General features: G+C 72.9%; 15 protein-coding genes and 1 pseudogene. 6 read left to right on the forward strand and 10 right to left on the reverse strand.

The window, feature by feature from the left end; all coding sequences use genetic code 11:
* Nucleotides 1-127 precede the first annotated feature (127 nt).
* From ACOBQU_RS11985 to glgB, 4 genes and pseudogenes are all read left to right on the forward strand, one after another.
* Nucleotides 128-2,212 (forward strand): maltotransferase domain-containing protein, encoded by a 2,085-nt coding sequence (locus ACOBQU_RS11985; RefSeq protein WP_423626486.1) that lies wholly within the window; start codon nucleotides 128-130, stop codon nucleotides 2,210-2,212.
* Nucleotides 2,209-3,936: a maltose alpha-D-glucosyltransferase gene (treS, locus tag ACOBQU_RS11990; protein ID WP_423626488.1), complete on the forward strand. Its 1,728-nt coding sequence runs from the start codon at nucleotides 2,209-2,211 to the stop codon at nucleotides 3,934-3,936. Before ACOBQU_RS11985 ends, treS begins: the two co-directional genes overlap by 4 nt.
* A gap of 145 nt (nucleotides 3,937-4,081) precedes the next feature.
* On the forward strand, nucleotides 4,082-5,536 hold the full coding sequence (locus ACOBQU_RS11995; protein ID WP_423626489.1) for a maltokinase N-terminal cap-like domain-containing protein: 1,455 nt from the start codon (nucleotides 4,082-4,084) through the stop codon (nucleotides 5,534-5,536).
* A 541-nt stretch (nucleotides 5,537-6,077) separates the two neighbouring features.
* A pseudogene (glgB, locus tag ACOBQU_RS12000) lies at nucleotides 6,078-8,287 on the forward strand (1,4-alpha-glucan branching enzyme).
* Here the strand turns inward: glgB and ACOBQU_RS12005 are convergent.
* From ACOBQU_RS12005 to ACOBQU_RS12045, 9 genes are all read right to left on the reverse strand, one after another.
* The gene (locus ACOBQU_RS12005; protein WP_423626491.1) at nucleotides 8,273-10,537 is read right to left on the reverse strand and encodes a HelD family protein; all 2,265 of its coding nucleotides are present in this window, start codon (nucleotides 10,535-10,537) and stop codon (nucleotides 8,273-8,275) included. The pseudogene glgB and the gene ACOBQU_RS12005 overlap by 15 nt on opposite strands.
* Nucleotides 10,538-10,735: 198 nt before the next feature.
* Nucleotides 10,736-11,089 (reverse strand): thioredoxin, encoded by a 354-nt coding sequence (gene trxA / locus ACOBQU_RS12010; RefSeq protein WP_423626493.1) that lies wholly within the window; start codon nucleotides 11,087-11,089, stop codon nucleotides 10,736-10,738.
* Nucleotides 11,086-11,511: a MerR family transcriptional regulator gene (locus ACOBQU_RS12015; protein ID WP_423626495.1), complete on the reverse strand. Its 426-nt coding sequence runs from the start codon at nucleotides 11,509-11,511 to the stop codon at nucleotides 11,086-11,088. The genes trxA and ACOBQU_RS12015 overlap by 4 nt, the downstream gene beginning before the upstream one ends.
* Nucleotides 11,512-11,568: 57 nt before the next feature.
* Nucleotides 11,569-12,462 (reverse strand): NAD(P)-dependent oxidoreductase, encoded by an 894-nt coding sequence (locus ACOBQU_RS12020; RefSeq protein ID WP_423626497.1) that lies wholly within the window; start codon nucleotides 12,460-12,462, stop codon nucleotides 11,569-11,571.
* A 102-nt stretch (nucleotides 12,463-12,564) separates the two neighbouring features.
* The gene (locus ACOBQU_RS12025; protein WP_423626499.1) at nucleotides 12,565-14,214 is read right to left on the reverse strand and encodes an AAA family ATPase; all 1,650 of its coding nucleotides are present in this window, start codon (nucleotides 14,212-14,214) and stop codon (nucleotides 12,565-12,567) included.
* 107 nt (nucleotides 14,215-14,321) lie between these two features.
* Entirely contained in the window at nucleotides 14,322-14,798 is a 477-nt protein-coding gene (locus ACOBQU_RS12030; RefSeq protein WP_423626501.1) for an HIT family protein, read from the reverse strand.
* 13 nt (nucleotides 14,799-14,811) lie between these two features.
* Nucleotides 14,812-15,030, reverse strand: a complete 219-nt coding sequence (locus ACOBQU_RS12035; RefSeq protein ID WP_423626502.1) for a DUF397 domain-containing protein — start codon at nucleotides 15,028-15,030, stop codon at nucleotides 14,812-14,814.
* Entirely contained in the window at nucleotides 15,027-15,245 is a 219-nt protein-coding gene (locus ACOBQU_RS12040; protein ID WP_423626504.1) for a DUF397 domain-containing protein, read from the reverse strand. Before ACOBQU_RS12040 ends, ACOBQU_RS12035 begins: the two co-directional genes overlap by 4 nt.
* 3 nt (nucleotides 15,246-15,248) lie before the next feature.
* On the reverse strand, nucleotides 15,249-16,109 hold the full coding sequence (locus ACOBQU_RS12045) for a helix-turn-helix domain-containing protein (protein ID WP_423626506.1): 861 nt from the start codon (nucleotides 16,107-16,109) through the stop codon (nucleotides 15,249-15,251).
* A 176-nt stretch (nucleotides 16,110-16,285) separates the two neighbouring features.
* Between ACOBQU_RS12045 and ACOBQU_RS12050 the strand changes: the two genes are divergently transcribed.
* Both ACOBQU_RS12050 and ACOBQU_RS12055 read left to right on the forward strand, forming a co-directional pair.
* Complete coding sequence (locus ACOBQU_RS12050) at nucleotides 16,286-16,735, forward strand: ATP-binding protein (protein ID WP_423626508.1); 450 nt, start codon at nucleotides 16,286-16,288, stop codon at nucleotides 16,733-16,735.
* A gap of 72 nt (nucleotides 16,736-16,807) precedes the next feature.
* Entirely contained in the window at nucleotides 16,808-17,359 is a 552-nt protein-coding gene (locus ACOBQU_RS12055) for a hypothetical protein (protein ID WP_423626510.1), read from the forward strand.
* A 64-nt stretch (nucleotides 17,360-17,423) separates the two neighbouring features.
* Here the strand turns inward: ACOBQU_RS12055 and ACOBQU_RS12060 are convergent, their stop codons facing one another.
* Entirely contained in the window at nucleotides 17,424-18,533 is a 1,110-nt protein-coding gene (locus ACOBQU_RS12060) for an RICIN domain-containing protein (protein ID WP_423626512.1), read from the reverse strand.
* Nucleotides 18,534-18,571 lie beyond the last annotated feature (38 nt).

The raw sequence follows: 18,571 nt of genomic DNA on the forward strand, positions 1-18,571 counted from the left end.
GAAGGGGGTGGGAAGGCTCCCCCGGCACAAGCGCCAACCGCCAGGCGTCAGGCGTCAGGCGCAACGCCCCGTACGGAGCCTCTCCACGCCCACCTCCGCCGACCCCCATCGCGGAACAGGAGCGGTCATGCCCCAACCTCGCCACCCCGCCCGGCAGTCCCCCGCAGCCAAGGCCCCACCCTCAGCGCCCCCCTCGCCCCCCGTCACCGGCCGCATCCCCGTCCTGGACGTGCACCCCGTGGTCCTGGGAGGCCGCAGGCCCGCCAAGGCCGTGGTCGGGGAGACCTTCCAGGTCCGCGCCACGGTGTTCCGCGAGGGCCACGACGCGGTCGCGGCGAACGTCGTGCTGCGGGCCCCGGACGGCCGCGCGGGCCCCTGGACGCCGATGCGGGAGCTGGCGCCGGGCACGGACCGGTGGGGCGCCGAGGTCACCCCGGACGCGCCCGGCGACTGGACGTTCACGGTGGAGGCGTGGGACGACCCGGTGACGACCTGGCGGCACCACGCGCGGATCAAGATTCCGGCGGGCCTGGACACGGACCTGGTCCTGGAGGAGGGCGCCCGCCTCCACGAACGCGCCGCCACCGCCGTACCCCCCAAGGAGCAGGCCACGCTGCACGCCGCGGCGGCGGCCCTGCGCGACCCGGAACGCCCCGCGCCCGCGCGGCTCGCGGCGGCGCTGACGCCGGAGGTGGACGCGGTCCTGTCCCGCCACCCGCTGCGCGACCTGGTCACGTCCAGCGAGCCGTACCCGTTGCGCGTGGACCGGGAGCGGGCCCTGTTCGGCTCCTGGTACGAGTTCTTCCCGCGCTCGGAGGGCGCGGTCGTCGAGGAGGGCGCGCCCCCGAGGTCCGGCACGTTCCGCACGGCGGCACGGCGGCTGCCCGCGATCGCCGCCATGGGCTTCGACGTGGTCTATCTGCCGCCCATCCACCCGATCGGCACCACCCACCGCAAGGGCCCGAACAACTCCCTGTCGGCGGGCCCGCACGACGTCGGCGTGCCCTGGGCGATCGGCTCCGCGGCGGGCGGCCACGACGCCGTCCACCCGGACCTCGGGACGATCGAGGACTTCGACGCGTTCGTGGCCGAGGCCGCCCGCGTGGGCCTTGAGGTGGCGTTGGACTTCGCGCTGCAGTGCTCGCCCGACCACCCCTGGGTGGACAAGCACCCCGAGTGGTTCGCACACCGCGCGGACGGCTCCATCGCGTACGCGGAGAACCCGCCGAAGAAGTACCAGGACATCTACCCGCTGTCCTTCGAGCGGGACATGGCGGGGATCACCGCGGAAACGGTCCGCCTGCTGCGCTTCTGGAGGGGGCACGGCGTACGGATCTTCCGCGTCGACAACCCGCACACCAAACCGGTCGTGTTCTGGGAGGCCGTCCTCGCCGAGATCCACCGCACCGACCCGGACGTGCTGTTCCTCGCGGAGGCCTTCACGCGGCCCGCGATGCTGCGCACCCTCGCCGCGATCGGCTTCCACCAGTCGTACACGTACTTCACCTGGCGCAACACCAAGAGCGAACTGACCGAGTACGCCGCGGAGTTGGCCCACGAGACCGGGCACTACCTGCGGCCCAACCTCTTCGTGAACACCCCCGACATCCTGCACGCCTACCTCCAGGACGGCGGGCCGCCCGCGTTCGCCGTGCGGGCCGTGCTCGCCGCGACGCTGTCGCCGACGTGGGGCGTCTACAGCGGCTTCGAGCTGTGCGAGAACACGCCGCTCAGGCCCGGCAGCGAGGAGTACCTGCACTCCGAGAAGTACGAGCTGCGCCCGCGCGACTGGGCGGCGGCCGAGCGCGAGGGCCGCGGCATCGCGCCCCTGATCACCCGCCTCAACCAGCTCCGGCGCGCCCACCCCGCCCTCGCGCGACTGCGTGACCTGCACTTCCACGACACGGACAAGGAACCGGTGATCGCGTACTCGAAGACCGGACGCCCCGGAGACAACGACAGCGGTTCGCACACGGTTCTGGTGGTCGCCAACCTCGACCCCCACCACACCCAGGAGGCCACGGTCTCGTTGGACATGCCACGGCTCGGCCTCGACTGGCACGAGACCGTGCCGGTGCGCGACGAGCTCACCGGCGAGACCTACCACTGGGGCAGGACCAACTACGTGCGGCTCGACCCGGCCGTCACGCCCGCGCACGTACTCGTCCTGCGACCGTCCTCACCGCTGATCGGAGGGTCACCCACACCATGATCGTCAACGAGCCCGTCCAGGACACCTTCGAGGACACGCCCGCGAAGGACCGCGACCCGGAGTGGTTCAAGCGCGCCGTGTTCTACGAAGTGCTGGTCCGCTCCTTCCAGGACAGCAACGGCGACGGCATCGGCGACCTCAAGGGTCTCACCGCCAAGCTGGACTACCTCCAGTGGCTCGGCGTGGACTGCCTGTGGCTGCCGCCGTTCTTCAAGTCGCCGCTGCGCGACGGCGGTTACGACGTGTCGGACTACACCTCCGTCCTGCCCGAGTTCGGCGACCTCGCGGACTTCGTGGAGTTCGTCGACTGCGCCCACCAGCGCGGCATGCGGGTCATCATCGACTTCGTCATGAACCACACCAGCGACCAGCACCCGTGGTTCCAGGCCTCGCGCACCGACCCCGACGGGCCCTACGGCGACTACTACGTCTGGGCCGACGACGACAAGCAGTACCAGGACGCCCGGATCATCTTCGTCGACACCGAGGCCTCCAACTGGACCTTCGACCCGGTCCGCAAGCAGTACTACTGGCACCGCTTCTTCTCCCACCAGCCGGACCTCAACTACGAGAACCCGGCCGTCCAGGAGGAGATCGTCTCCGCGCTGCGGTTCTGGCTGGACCTCGGCATCGACGGCTTCCGGCTCGACGCGGTGCCGTACCTGTACGCGGAGGAGGGCACCAACTGCGAGAACCTGCCGCGCACCCACGCGTTCCTGAAGCGGGTGCGCGCCGAGATCGACGCGCACTACCCGGACACGGTGCTGCTCGCCGAGGCCAACCAGTGGCCCGAGGACGTCGTCGACTACTTCGGCGCCTTCGAGAACGGCGGCGACGAGTGCCATATGGCGTTCCACTTCCCGGTGATGCCGCGCATCTTCATGGCCGTACGCCGCGAGTCGCGCTACCCGGTCTCCGAGATCCTCGCCAAGACCCCCCGCATCCCCTCCGGCTGCCAGTGGGGCATCTTCCTGCGCAACCACGACGAGCTGACCCTGGAGATGGTCACCGACGAGGAGCGCGACTACATGTACGCGGAGTACGCCAAGGACCCGCGGATGCGGGCCAACATCGGCATCCGCCGCCGCCTGGCCCCGCTCCTCGACAACGACCGCAACCAGATCGAGCTGTTCACCGCGCTGCTGCTCTCCCTGCCGGGCTCGCCGATCCTGTACTACGGCGACGAGATCGGCATGGGCGACAACATCTGGCTCGGCGACCGGGACGCCGTGCGCACCCCCATGCAGTGGACGCCCGACCGCAACGCGGGCTTCTCCTCCTGCGACCCGGGCCGCCTCTATCTGCCCACGATCATGGACCCGGTCTACGGCTACCAGGTCACCAACGTCGAGGCGTCCATGTCGTCGCCGTCGTCGCTGCTGCACTGGACCCGCCGGATGATCGAGATCCGCAAGCAGAACCCGGCGTTCGGGCTCGGCTCGTACACCGAACTGCCCTCGTCGAATCCGGCCGTTCTGGCCTTCCTGCGGGAGGCACCGGCCAGCGGCGCGGAGGGCGACGGCGGTGACGACCTGGTGCTGTGCGTGCACAACTTCTCCCGGTTCGCCCAGCCCACCGAGCTGGACCTGCGGGCCTTCAGCGGGCGCCATCCGGTGGAGCTGATCGGCGGGGTGCGCTTTCCGGCCATCGGTGAGCTGCCGTACCTGCTGACGCTGGCGGGGCACGGCTTCTACTGGTTCCGGCTGCGCGAGGACCCGGCGTAGGGTCCCCGGTACGGCGCCGCGCCGACCGGCCCGCACCTCGGCCCGTCGACCGGCGTGAATCACCCCGCACAGGGCACCCGCACACGGCACGCTCCCTCACCGGCACGCCACCCCCTTGTCCGCGGCGCGGAAAGGACGCGACACCATGTCGGAAGCCGCCACCCGCCCCAGTGCCGACGCAGGCGCACTCCTGGCGTCGCTGGACCCGCTGCTGCGCGCCTGGCTGCCGCGCCAGCGCTGGTTCGCGGGCAAGGGCCGCCCCGTCACGGGCTTCGAACCCGTGGCGGTGACGGAACTGCTGCCGCCCGGGGCCGATCCGGGCCTGCTGCACCTGCTGGTGCGCGTGCACCAGCAGATGCACCAGCAGACGCACCAGCAGCTGGCGCCCCCGTCGGCGGGCGCCGAGCGGGACCACACCGCCGACTGCTACCAACTGCTCGTCGGCACCCGCGCCGAGCTGCCGCCCCGGCTCGCGCCCGCCCTGATCGGGCACGTCACGAGCGGCGCCCTCGCGGGCCGCACCGCCTACGAGGCGCTGGGCGACCCGCGCCTGGCCGCGCTGCTCCTGGAGCGGCTGCGGATACCGGGGCGGCTCGGCGTGCTGCGCTTCGCCCGCGCCGAACGCGCCGAGCTGCCGCCGGGCCTCGCGCCGCGCGCGCTCGGCGCGGAGCAGTCCAACTCCTCCCTTGTGTACGGCGACACGCTGATCCTTAAGCTGTTCCGGCGCGTCGTGCCCGGCGTCAACCCCGACCTGGAGCTGCCGCTCGCCCTCGCCGGGCAGGGCTGCGACCGCGTCCCGGCCCCCGCCGCGTGGCTGACGGCCGACAGCGGCGGCGCCGAACCGCTGGTCCTCGGCGTGCTCCAGCCGTATCTGAGCGGCGCCACCGACGGCTGGGAGCTGGCGCTCCGGTCGCTGTCCAAGGGCGAGGACTTCACCGCCGAGGCCCGCGCCCTCGGCCGCGCCACCGCCGAGGTGCACGCGGCGCTGGCGGCGGCCCTGCCCACGGTGACACTCGGCCGCGCGCAGGTCGAGTCGCTGGCGCGGGGCATGGCGGACCGCCTGGAGGCCGCCGCGCGGGCGGTCCCGGCGCTGCGCCCGTACGCGCCGCGGCTGCGCACCGCGTACGAGGCGCTCGCCGACCTGGGCGCCGCGCCGGGCACGGCGTGGACGGCCCAGCGCGTCCACGGCGACCTGCACCTCGGCCAGTGCCTGCGCGCCCCCGACGGCACCTGGTCGCTGATCGACTTCGAGGGCGAGCCCGCGCGGCCGCTCGCGGAGCGCCGCATGCCGCAGCCGACCGCCCGCGACGTGGCGGGCATGCTGCGCTCCTTCGACTACGCCGCCCGCTCCTGCCGCCCCCCGGCGCCGGAGTGGTCGAGCGCCTGCCGGGCCGCGTACTGCACGGGCTACGCCGACGTCGCGGGCCGCGATCCGCGCACCGAGCCGGTGCTGCTGCACGCCCACGAGACGGACAAGGCGGTGTACGAGGCCGTGTACGAGGCGCGGCACCGTCCCGACTGGCTGCCGGTGCCGCTCGCGGCGCTCGACCAGCTCGCCGCGGAGGCGACGGCGCCGCCCGCCGACGACGACGCCCCCTAGGGGCCGCCGCCCCGCGCCCCCCCTTTGCCGCCCACGTTCCCGACAGGAGGCCGCACCCGTGACCCGCCGTCCCCCCTCCCCTCCGCCCACCCCCGAGAACGGCCCCGGTAACAGCCCCGAGAACACCCCAGGCAGCGGCTCCGAGGCCACGCCCCCGCGCGGGCAGCCCGCCAAGCGGGCCGCGTCCGCCAAGGCGGCCCGGACCACGAAGGCGGCGAAGACGGCCAAGGCGGCCGCGGCGGACAAGGCCGCGCAGACGGCCAGGACCGCCAAGGCCGCCAAGGCCGCCAAGACGGCGAAAACGACGAAAACAGCGAAGCCAGCGAAGACGGCCAGGTCCGCGGAAGGGGCCAAGGCCGCGAAGTCGGCGAAGACGGCCCGCGCGGCGAAGACGGCCAAGGCCGCCAAGGCGGTCACCGCCCGGCCCGGGAACACCCCGGACCCCGAGGCGCAGCCCACCGCCGAGCCCATCACCGCACCCGCACCCGAGACCGCCGCCGCACCCGGCCCCGCACAGGCCCCCGGCCCCGCCCCCGAGCCCGTGCCCGAGCACGCCGAACCCGCCGCGTCCCCCGTCCTGGAGGCCGACCGGGCGCGGCTGCTGGCCGGGACGCACCACGATCCGCACGCCGTGCTCGGCGCGCACCCCGTGGCGGGCGGCACCGCGTTCCGCGCGCTGCGCCCGCACGCCCGCGCGGTGACGGTGGTCGTCGGGGAGGTGCGGGCCCAGCTGCGGGACGACGGCGACGGGTTCTTCTCGGCGGTGCTGCCGCTGCGGGACGTGCCGGACGACTACCTGCTGGACATCGCGTACGACGACGCGCGGTGGGAGACCCGGGACGCGTACGGGTTCCTGCCCGCGCTCGCCGAGTTCGACCTGCACCTGATCGGCGAGGGGCGGCACGAGCGGCTGTGGGACGCGCTCGGGGCGCGCCGGATGACCCACCAGGGGGCGACCGGCACGCGGTTCACGGTGTGGGCGCCGAACGCGCTCGGCGTGCGGGTCGTCGGGGACTTCAACTACTGGGACGGCACCGGCTTCCCGATGCGGTCGCTCGGCGGCAGCGGGGTGTGGGAGCTGTTCGTGCCGTCGCTCGGCGCGGGCGAGCTGTACAAGTTCCAGATCACCCGGCCCGACGGCAGCGTGACCTACCGCGCGGACCCGCTGGCGCGGCGCACCGAGGTGCCGCCCGCGAACTCGTCCGTGGTGGAGGAGTCGCACCACGTGTGGCACGACGAGGCGTGGCTGGCCCGGCGCGGCGAGACACCCGTGCACCAGGCGCCGTTCTCCGTGTACGAGGTGCACCTGCCGTCCTGGCGCCCCGGACTGACGTACCGTCAACTCGCTGAGCAGCTTCCGGCGTACGTCACCGACCTGGGCTTCACGCACGTGGAGCTGATGCCGGTCGCCGAGCACCCCTTCGGCGGCTCCTGGGGCTACCAGGTGACGGGCTTCTACGCGCCGACGGCCCGCCTCGGCACCCCCGACGACTTCAAGTACCTGATCGACGCGCTGCACCAGGCGGGCGTCGGCGTCCTGATGGACTGGGTGCCCGCGCACTTCCCGCGCGACGACTGGGCGCTCGCCGAGTTCGACGGGCGGCCGCTGTACGAGCACGAGGACCCGGCGCGGGCCGCGCACCCGGACTGGGGGACCCTGGAGTTCGACTACGGCCGCAAGGAGGTGCGCAACTTCCTCGTCACCAACGCCAATTACTGGTGCGAGGAGTTCCACATCGACGGCCTGCGCGTAGACGCGGTGGCGTCGATGCTGTACCTGGACTACTCGCGCGAGTACGGGCAGTGGACGCCGAACGCGCACGGCGGCCGGGAGAACCTGGACGCGGTCGCCTTCCTCCAGGAGATGAACGCCACCGTCTACCGCCGCTCCCCCGGCGTCGTCACCATCGCCGAGGAGTCCACGGCGTGGGACGGCGTGACGCGCGCCACGCACCACGTGGGCCCCGGCGGCTTCGGCGGCCTCGGCTTCGGCCTGAAGTGGAACATGGGCTGGATGCACGACTCGCTGGGCTACGTCTCCAAGGACCCGATTCACCGCAAGCACCACCACCACGAGATGACCTTCTCGATGGTGTACGCCTACAGCGAGAACTACGTGCTTCCGATCTCCCACGACGAGGTCGTGCACGGCAAGCGGTCCCTGGTGTCGAAGATGCCGGGCGACTGGTGGCAGCAGCGCGCCAACGTGCGGGCGTACCTGGGCTTCATGTGGGCGCACCCCGGCAAACAACTGCTGTTCATGGGGCAGGAGTTCGCGCAGGGCGCCGAGTGGTCGGAGAGCCACGGACCCGACTGGTGGCTGCTGGACCCGGCGTACGGCGCGGAGCCGGACCACCGGGGCGTGCGCGAGCTGGTCCGGGAGCTGAACGCGATCTACCGGGGGAGCCCGCGCTGTGGCAGCGGGACACCGACCCCGGCGGCTTCGCGTGGGTGGTGGGCGACGCGGCGGAGGACAACGTGTTCGCCTTCCTGCGGTACGCGGCCGACGGCCCGCCGCTGCTCGCCGTGTCCCACTTCTCGCCGGTGGTCCGGCACGGGTACCGGATCGGCGTGCCGGAGGAGTACGCGGCCTGGCAGGAGGTCCTGAACACGGACGCCGAGCGGTTCGGAGGCAGCGCCGTGGGCAACCCCCACCCCGTGAAGCCGGACCCCGCCCCGGCGCACGGCAGCGGCGCGTCCCTGGCCCTGACGCTGCCGCCGCTGGCGACCCTGTGGCTACGCCCGGTCTGACCCCGCCGCCGCGCTCAGCGCCTTCGGCAGCTCGCCCCCGTACAGGATTCCGAGGCGCTGCGTGGCCCGGGTGAGCGCCACATACAGGTCGCTCGTGCCGAACCGGGCGGGCTCCACGACCAGGACCGCGTCGAATTCGAGGCCCTTGGCCTGGCGGGGGTCGATGAGGACCACCGGACGGGTCAGGTCGGGGGCGCCGCCCGCGGTCACGCCGGGCAGGTGCTCGGCGAGCGCCGCGTGCAGGTCGCGCGGGGCGATGACGGCGAGCCGCCCCTGCCCGGACGCCCGCGCGGCCTCGGCGGCGACGGCCTCGGCGACGGCCGCGGGCAGGTCGGCGGCGTGCCGCGCCCAGGGGCGCACGCCCGTGGACCGCACGGAGCTGGGCGGCTCGAAGCCGTCCTGCCCGGCAGCGCGGGGCACCTCGGCGGCCAGCTCCATGATCTCCGCGGGGGTGCGGTAGTTGACGCCGAGCCGCCGGTACTCCCAGCGGTCCTCGACGTACGGGCCGAGGATGTCCTGCCAGGAGCCGAGGCCGCCCGCCTCGGCGGTCTGCGCGGGGTCCCCGACGAGCGTCATGGACCGGGTGGGGCTGCGCCGCATCAGCAGCCGCCAGGCCATGGCGGACAGCTCCTGCGCCTCGTCGACGATGATGTGCCCGAACGCCCAGGTCCGGTCGGCGGCGGCGCGCTCGGCGGCGCTGCGGTGGTCGGCCTCCTCGTGCCGCTCGGCCATCCGCTCGGCGTCGATGATGTCGTGCGCGAGCAGCACCTCGGCGTCCTCGTCGTCGAGGTCCTCGAACTCGTACGTGCGGGAGGCGTACGACACGTCGAGGACGCCCTGCGCGTAGGCGACCCGCTCCTGGCGGGCGGCCTCGGCGCGGGCGAGGGCGGCGCTGTCGTCCTGGCCGAGCAGTTCGGCGGCCTCGTCGAGCAGCGGCACGTCGGCGGGCGTCCAGGGGGCGCCGGGCGCGCGCCGCACGGCCTCGGCGTCGGCGTCCGGCAGGTGCACCGGCTCGGCCAGGTAGTCGGTGACGAACCGCTGCGGGGTGAGCGTGGGCCACAGCTCCTCGATCGCGGCGTGCACCTCGGGGCTCGCGGCGATGCCCTTGCCGAGCTGGGCGATGTCGTCGGGCCCGAGGAAGTTGGGCCCGCCGTACGGGTCGTGGCCGATGCGGTCGGCGAGCTGCTGGGTGAGCGCGTCGATGACGTGGAAGGCGAAGGTGGCGCGCGCGAGGTTGTGCGGCAGGTCGGCCTCGCGGGCGGCGGCGCGCGCCTCGTAGGCGATCTCCCAGTCGACGATCAGGTCGCCGTCGTCGTGCGCGATGACCAGCGGCGCGCCCGGCTCGGGCAGGCGCTGGCGGTCGGCGAGGGCCCGCGCGAGGACGTCGGCCATCTCGGCGCGGCCCTTGACCTCGGCGGCGGCCGGAGTGTCGGTGCCGGTGGCGGTGACGCCGGGGAACAGCTCGCCGAGGGTGGCGAGCAGCACGCCGGTCTCGCCGAGCGCGGGCAGCACGTCGCTGATGTAGCCGAGGAAGGCCGGGTTGGGCCCGACGATCAGGACGGCCCGCTTGGCGAGCAGTTCGCGGTGCGCGTACAGCAGATAGGCGGCGCGGTGCAGGGCGACGACGGTCTTGCCGGTGCCGGGGCCGCCCTCGACGACCAGGACACCGGAGTGCGGGGCGCGGATGATGCGGTCCTGCTCGGCCTGGATGGTCCGCACGATGTCGTGCATGCGGCCGGTGCGGGCGGAGTCCAGGGCGGCGAGCAGCACCTCGTCGGCGTCGGCGCTCTCGTGCCCGGTCCTGGTGGTGTCGCTCAGGTCCAGGATCTCGTCGTGCAGGGCGGTGACGGTGCGGCCCTCGGTGGTGAGGTGGCGGCGCCTGCGCAGGCCCATCGGGGTGTGGCCGGTGGCGAGGTAGAAGGGCCGCGCCACGTCGGCGCGCCAGTCGATCACCAGCGGGGTGCGCTCGGCGTCGGAGGCGCGGATGCCGATGCGCCCGATGTGGTGGTCGCGCCCGTCCCGGAAGGCGAGCCGCCCGAAGCACAGCCCGTTCTCGCCCGCGTCGAACGCGGCGAGCAGTCCGGACCGCTCGGCCACCAGGACGTCGCGTTCGAGCCGCGCCTGGAGTCCGTTCCCCGCCTGCCGCAGCGAATCCCGCACGGCGGCCTCGGCCTCCGCGCGCAGCGCGTCAAGGCGCGCGTACAGCCCGGAGACGAATTGCTGCTCTTCCCGCAATTCCTTGCTTGACAATTCAGCCCCTCGCCAGATACAGTGCTCGTATAAAGATTCCCGCAGTACCCGTATGCCCAATTGGGCAGGGGCGTGCGAAAGAATCCACTATACGCAGAGAAAAGCCCCGGACGTCAATGCGTCCGGGGCTTTTCTCTTGGCTTGCGCGCGTTTCGCCACCCGTGGCCGGGGGCTCAGCGCGCGCCCGCGTCCCGCAGGTCAGAGCACGCCCGCGCCCTGAAGGTCCGCGAGCAGCTTCCGCTTGGGCCGCGCGCCCACCGACTGCCACACCGGCTCCCCGTCGCGGAACACCATCAGCGTCGGCGTGGACAGCACCCCGTACGCCGTGGTCGTCTCCGGATTGCGGTCCACGTCCACCTGCACCACCCGCAGCCGCTCCGCCTCCTCGCCCGCGATCTCCGCGAGGACCGGAGCGAGCTGGCGGCACGGCCCGCACCAGTCCGCCGTGAACTGCACCAGGACCGGCCGGTCCCCGCCCAGCACCTCGAAGCCGAAGTCCGCGTCGGTCGCCTCGCCGAGCCCGCTGGCCCCGCCGCCTCGCACCGCACTCATCCCGTACCCCTCAGTTCGCACCGCGGCGCCGGACCTTCCGGCGCCCCAGCGTCAGCGGCGAGCTCCGCCATCGCCCGCTCCGCCCGCGCGAGCTGCGCGCCCACCTGGGTCCGCACCGCGCCCAACTCGCCGATGAGCGCGTCGAGTTCACGGAGCTTCTTGCGGTAGACGGCGACGGACGCCGGGCAGGAGTCGCCCTCCGGGTGGCCGGAGCGCAGGCACTCCACGAACGGCCGGGTCTCCTCCAGTTCGAACCCGAAGTCCTGGAGCGTCCTGATCTGCTCCAGGAGCCGTACGTCGGACTCGCCGTACGTGCGGTGGCCGTTGCCGTCGCGCCGCGCGGTCAGCAGACCGCGCGACTCGTAGTAGCGCAGCGTGCGCGTGGTCGTTCCCACGCGCCGCGCGAGCTCGCCGATTCGCATACCGCGACGCTAACCCCTGACGTCGGCGTCAACGCCAGGCCCGGCTCCCGGGACGGCTCAGGCGCCGGGCTTGCGGGCCGCCTCCACGGTCGCCGTCCAGCTGTCCGCGCCGTGCCCGAGCGCCACGCCCCGCGCGGCCAGCGCGTGCACCGCGCGCAGTACCGACGTGTCCAGGCCGCGGTGCTCGGCGGCGTGCGCGATGTGCTCGATGCCCGCGGCCTCCATCGCGAGGTTCCCCTGGTCGCCGGGGTAGGACCCGGAGTCGACGCCCTTGGCGGTCTCCTCGACGAGGGACAGCACGAGACCGGCGTTGGCCTTGAGGAAGGGCGCGATCGCGGCGGCCGGGACGCCGTCGGCGGTGGCCAGCGCGTAGGCGTGCACCAGGCCCGCCATCGACGTCCAGAAGTAGTCGAGCAGCGACAGGTCGTACAGCGCGGCGTGCCCGTGGTCCTCGCCGACGTACGTGCTCTGCCCGCCGAGGGCCCTCAGGGTGTCCTCGTGCCGCTCGTAGACGGCGCGCGGGCCGGAGTGGAACAGCAGGGCGTCCGGCGTGCCCACGACGGTCGTCGGCACCATGACCGCGCCGTCCAGGTAGTCGACGCCCGCCTTCGCCGCCCACGCGGCGGCCTCGCGGGCCCGCTCGGGGGTGTCGGAGGTGAGGTTCACCAGGGTGCGCCCGGCGAGGTCGGCGGCGAGCGGTTCGAGGATCGCCCGCGACGCGTCGTAGTCGACGACGCACACGACGACCAGGTCGCTCGCCCGCACGGCCTCGGCGGCGCTCGCCGCGCGGACCGCCCCGCGGGCGACCAGGTCGTCGCCCTTGCCCGCGGAGCGGTTCCAGACGGTGGTGGGGTGACCGGCGTTCAGGAAGGCACCGGCGAGGGCCTGGCCCATGGCGCCGAGGCCGATGACGGTGACGGAGGTACGGGAGGCGGGGGTGTCCTGTGGCATGCCCTCCATGCTTGGGGTGCGCGATCGGGGCCACAAGTACCGACTATTTTCTCAGGTACTCACGAAAAGGTAAGCGTGGGGCCGGGGCCGGGCCCGAGGGGGTCAGCGGAGCGGCCGGTAGGAGGCGCGGGTGAAGAACCCGCCGCCGTTGTGGGCGCCCCCGTGGTGACCGCCGCCGTGGTGGCCGCCTCCGTGGTGGGTGCCGCCCCCGCTGCCGCCCTCGTCGCCGCCGTCATCCTCGTCGCCGTACTCGTCGTCGCCGTCCGGGTCGGCCACGCCGAGGAGGCGGCGGGTCAGGGCGTCCCGGTCGGAGAGCAGTTCGTCAAGGGCCTCGCGGACGTCGTCCGCGGTGACCTCGTCCGCGTCGCGCTCGGCGGAGACCAGGACCGCGCGGCGCACCAGCTCCTTGGTGAACGAGGCCGTGGTGCCCTCGGTGCGGGCGACGACCTCCTCCACCAGCTCCTCGCCGAGGCCGAGCCCGCCGCCGTACAGGGCGAGCAGCTGGCGGCGGCCCGCCGCGTCGGGCAGCGGGATCTCCACGGCGAGGTCGACGCGGCCGGGGCGCTGCGCCAGGGCCGGTTCCAGGAGGTCGGCGCGGTTGGTGGTGAGCAGGAACGCCACGTCCGCGTCGTCGCCGAGGCCGTCCATCTCGTTCAGGACCTGGAACAGCAGCGGCTGTTCGCCGTCGCCGAGGTCGCGGGACTCCGCCACGAGGTCGCAGTCCTCCAGGACGACCAGGGCGGGCTGGAGCATCCGGGCCAGCGCGCACGCCGGGCCGATCGCGTCGATGGTGACGCCGGAGAGCAGCACCACCGTGAAGTCGGGCAGGCCGGACAGCAGATAGCGGACGGTGTGGGTCTTGCCGGTGCCGGGCGGGCCGTACAGGAGCAGGCCGCGGCGCAGGTGCTGGCCCGCCGCGCGCAGCCGCTCGCGCTGCCGGGCGACGCCGACGACCTGCCGCTCGACGCGGTCGAGGAGGCCCGGCGGCAGCACGATGCCGTCCCGGGCGAGGTCCGGGCGCCGGTGGAAGCGGAACGGGCCGAGGCCCTCGCCGAACTCCGCGCCCTCGAAGGACAGCACCTGCCCCCGGAGGACGTTGTGCTCCCGCACCAGCGCGTCGACGCCCGACAGCAGCCGCTTGGCCGTGTCCCGGGACGCGGCCAGCACTTCGAGCTGCACCTTGTCGCGCCCGTATGCGTCGGCCGGGCCGCGCAGCAGGACCACGTAGCGCTCCTCCGTGCCGTCCTCGGCGCGCTCCGCACCCAGGTAGAACCCGAAGGACACGCAGGCGAGTTCGGTGTCCGGGGACACCGGCAGGTGCGCGTAGTCGACGGCGCCGATCACGAACTTGTCGTAGCGGTCGGCGGACTCCAGGATCTCGGACAGCGTGTAGTGGTCGCGGTGGTGCGAGCCGGTCATGCCGATCAGCTCATGGCTCCGGGACGGGTCGGCGAACCAGCGCTCCAGGGCCAGGTGCACGTTCGGGTGGTCGTAGGGGGCGTACGCCGCCTTCACCACCGGCGCCTCTCCCGGCTCCATGCCGAGATGGGCGCGCAGGCGGGCGGTGAGGTCGCGCTCAGCGTCGCGTCCGCGGGCGCTGCCGCGGGCGTCGCTGCGGTCGGTTCGCGGGCGGCGCGCCACCGCCTCCACGAACTGCGTGAACAGCTCGCTCACGCGCTCCAGTTCGGCCTGCTCGTCGCCGCCCTCGCCGTCCCCGTCATACTCGTGCACGGACATGATGCGTGTGGTCATACGCCGTCACTCCCCCGCCGGGCCGCCGCGGGTCCGGCGGCTGCCTCCAGCGTGGCGGGGCGCGTTCGAGGGCGTCAACGCGATTACGGGCGCCCCCGGACCCGCCCCTACGCCCGCCGCTCCGCCAGCTCCCGCCGCAACCGCGCGCACGCCTCGACCACGGCCTCCGGGTCCGGCGGCGTGCCCTCGGCGAACAGGGCCGTCTGGAGCGCGGGCCCGTACGCGCCGTGCCGGTCCAGGTCCGCGGTGCGGGCGGGCTGCACCACGAAGTGGACGTGACCGGGCACGCGCCCGGCGTGCGACCACAGGCACACATAGACCTGCTCGCAGCCGTCGACCGCCGTGCGCACGGCGGCGCTCACCCTCCGCAGCAGCGGCCCCAGCTCCGCCGCCTCGGCGGGCGTCAGCTCGTGTACGCCGGTGACGTGCCGCAGCGGCTTCACCACGGCGGTGCCGACGCCCAGGGGGCCCACGCAGTGCTCGACGGTCCAGTGGGCGGTGCGCGCGAGGGTCCCGCCGGGCAACGGAACGGAGCCGTCGGCGAGCCCGCAGGCCAGGCATGCGCCGGGTTCGCCCTCCCTCACCGTGCCTCGATGCCTAGCCGCCGTGCGGCTGCGCGCCGAGCGTGGCCAGGAACGCCTTCCAGGCGGGCAGGGTGAGGAGCAGCGCCGGGCCGTCGGGGTTCTTGGAGTCGCGTATGCCGACGCCTCCGGTGGGATACGCGGTGAGGTCGGCAACTTCAAGGCAGCCGTTCCCGGTGCCGCCGCTGTACGACGACTTGAACCAGGCGCCTTTGGCTTGGGGGTGTGTGGTCATGAGAGCGCCTCCGGGGTGAGTGAGGTCAGGAACGCCTTCCAGGCGGGGTGGCTGAGGTGCAGGGCCGGGCCGTCGGGGTCTTTGGAGTCGCGTATGCCGACGCCTCCGGCGGGGTACGCGGTGAGGTCGGCAACCTCAAGGCAGTTGTTGGGGACACCATCGCTGTACGACGACTTGCGCCATGCCTCTGCGGGCACGTTAAGGGGCATGTCCATGGTTCACAACTCTCGTTCTAGCCGGTGCAGGAAGTCAGCGGTGTCCTCGGGTGGCAGCGCTGAGGCCACCAAGGCGTTGAACCGCCGAGTGAAGCGCGCGACTTCGCGCGGCTTGTCCGAGGTGGAGACGGCGTTCCAGGCACTGTCGATCTGGACTCTTGCTGGGAACCGGTCCCCTAGATCGAGGATCGCGAAGTCGTTGGTGGCACGGTACCCCCAGCGGAACGGCAGCACCTGAAGCGTCACGTGCTCCATCTCCGACCGCTCTAGGAGGCGTGCGTACTGCTCGCGCATCACATCGGGTCCGCCGACCGGGTAGCGCAACGCGGCCTCGCCCAAGATGACGTGCAGCTTGACGGGGTCCTCGCGGGTGAGGACTTCCTGGCGTCGCATACGCAGCTCCACGCTGCTGCTGATCTGCTCCGACGTCGTCTCCTCGACCGCCTTCTGCACCTCGTGCAGTGCCCTCGCGTAGCGCTCGGTCTGAAGGATTCCGTACACCAGCGTCGGGTGGTAAGCCATCATGCTGCGAGCCTCTGGCTCTAGGCCGACGAAGCTGGGCAGCTCTGGCGGCAACGGGCCGCGATACTGCGTAAGCCAATCTTGCGCCGAGGACTCCCGGTTGAGATTGACGAGGGAGTTGACGACTTCCTCGTCGGTGACCCCGTACTTTGTCAGCAGCTTGCGCAGGTCGCTCACGTTGCGGAAGTTGAGCGCTCCGGTCTCGATCCGCTGAAGCGACGTTTCGGAGATCTTCAAGCCTTGCGCCGCTTGCTTTCGCGTGAGCTGCACCTCCTCCCGCAGCTGCCTGAGTTGTAGCCCCAGTTCGAGCCTCTGCCCAGTGCGTCCGCGCTTGGCTGCCATGTGCACCACCTGCTGTCCGTTGCCCTTGCGACCTGGTACCGCATGCGGAGTGTGACACCTCGTGTGCGGCGAGCGCAGGCGGTTGTGCGCATTCAGGCATAGTCCAATGTTGCCCCGCTGGATATTCAATGGACTTTCGATTGCAGTCGAACGCCTACGGCCGCGACCGTAGTTGCATGACAACCCCCACCACACCCCGCACCCCCCTCCTCCCCACCCACACCTGGTCCGCCAGTTACCCCATGACCCCCTCCGCCGCGCGGCTCGCGCGGCTGCACACGCGGCGGAGGCTCGCCTCCTGGCGATGGCACGGCGACATCGACGACGCCGTGCTCGTCGTGTCCGAGCTGGTGGCCAACGCCGCCCGGCACGGGCGGGTCCCCGGGCGGCACGCGTGGCTGCGGCTCGCGGTCGTCGAGGGCGGCGGGCTCGTCGTCGACGTGTCGGACGCCGTCGCGGGGTTCCCGGGGTTCCCCGGGGGCGCCGCGGGCGCGATGGGGGAGGGCGGGCGGGGGCTGATCGTCGTACGCCAGCTCGCCCACGACGTGAGCTGGTTCCCCCGGGACGGCGGCGGCAAGACGGTCCGCGCGCGGCTGACCGGCGGCGGCGGTGGGGGCGATTTGTGACCATAAAGACGAGCTGGTGTCCTGTCCGCCGCCGCGGCCACCGCGGCCTCGGTTTCCTTGTTCCTCACCGCCATGCCCGCGCAGGCGGCGACCCTGCCCACCTTCCGGGTGGGCATCCAGCTGGCCGACAACGGCGGCGCGTCGCAGTTCGGCGCGGAGCAGTTCACCAAGAACGTGAAGTTCGGGAACAGCTCCTCGCCGTGGGCGGGTGACGCCAACGGGTACGACCCGGACGCGGCGCTGATCGACCTCAGCACCGTACCCGGCGACGTACTGAACAACCTGGACTTCCGGATCGGCGCGCAGGCGATGGACGGCAGCGGCCACTACGGGCCGGTGCAGTATTCGCCGTGGGCGAGCGAGGGCGGCGGTGACTCGCCGCTCGCGACGGACGACAACGGCTACGACCCCGACAAGTACCGGCTCTTCCTCGACACCCGGAGCTGGCCGTCCAGCGCCACGCTCACCGACTTCCGGCTCTCCATCAAGACGGTGGACCGGGGCCGGTACAGCGAGCCCGAGGTGACGCCGTGGGCCAGCCAGGGCGGCGGTCGCAGCCCGCTGGCCGTGGACGCCAACAGCTACGACTTCGACGGCGTCGTCGTGGGGCTTGAGGTGCGGTAGCGGAGAGGGCGAAGGGTGGGCGCGCACGCGGTGCGGGCCCGCCCTTCGCCCAGGCCGGGCAGGGTCAGTCCTGGCAGGACGTGAACTCCGCGCTGGTGCGGGCCAGGTAGACGCTGGAGCGGCCCTGGTCGTCGCTCTTCAGGGGGACCGTCACCGTGTCCTTGACCTTCCAGGGGAACCCGTTCGCGTCGAAGGTCCACTCGCCGGTGACCTTGGTGGCCAGCTCCGAGAGGGCCACCCAGCCGTACTGCCGCTGCGGCACGGTGATGGTCAGGCTGTTGCCTAGGTCCTCCTTGAGGCTGTAGCTGACCTTGCCGGAGAGGGTGAGGCTGACGGCGGCCTGGACGGGGCTCGCGCCGCCCGCGCCGAGGTCGGTCTTGAAGCTCACCCCCAGCTCGCTGCCCCAGCCGTGGGAGGTGTTGAGGGTGAACGTCCACGGGACGGCCGCCTCGGTGCCGTTGTACCAGACGGGCGAGACGCACTGCTTGGGCAGCGGCTCGGCCGGGGCCTGGGTGCCCTTGGTCCACGAGCAGGTCGCCGCGTCCCGCTGGCAGCGCTGGGAGGCGTACTCCACGGCGGCCTTCAGCGCGGCGTCCGCCGCCGACGCGGGCAGCCGCCACTGCTGCGGCTTGCTGCCGTTGCAGCCGTAGGTCTGGGTCCAGGCATCCTCGTGCTGGGCGCCGAGGACGACGTCGACGCACTTATTGTCACCGGTGTTGCGGACCATGAACGTGTCGGTGGCGCCGGTCACCGGCTGGAAGTACCAGCGCTGGGCGGTCGCGCCGGAGCAGGGCTGCTGCCGCAGCGGCAGGCCCGTGGACACGCACTTGCCGGTGGCGTCGTTGACGAGGGTGAACGAGCCGTCGCCGCGCGGGTTCACGCTCCACCGCTGGTGGTAGCCCGGCGCGGAGTTGGTGACGAGGAAGACGCCGTCGCCGGTGTTGCCGTTCTGGACGTCCAGGTTGCGGCCGTTGTTGACCGAGGTGAGGGTCAGGCCGCTCAGGGGCGGGGCGTCGTCGGTCGCGGCCACGGCCGTCCCGGACTGGGCCGTGAGGCCGAGGGCGAGGGCGAGGGCGAACGCGGCGACGAGCCCGGTGAGCGTCCTCCGCCAGCCCCCACCGCCCCCGCCCCGCGTGACACGTCCACCGTCTCTGTCACATCCGCGCGGTCCCATACCAGTGCAACCTCCTGATCCGATCGGAGCGTTGGTGG

This window comes from Streptomyces sp. G45, assembly GCF_049542095.1.
Classification (GTDB): Bacteria; Actinomycetota; Actinomycetes; order Streptomycetales; family Streptomycetaceae; genus Streptomyces.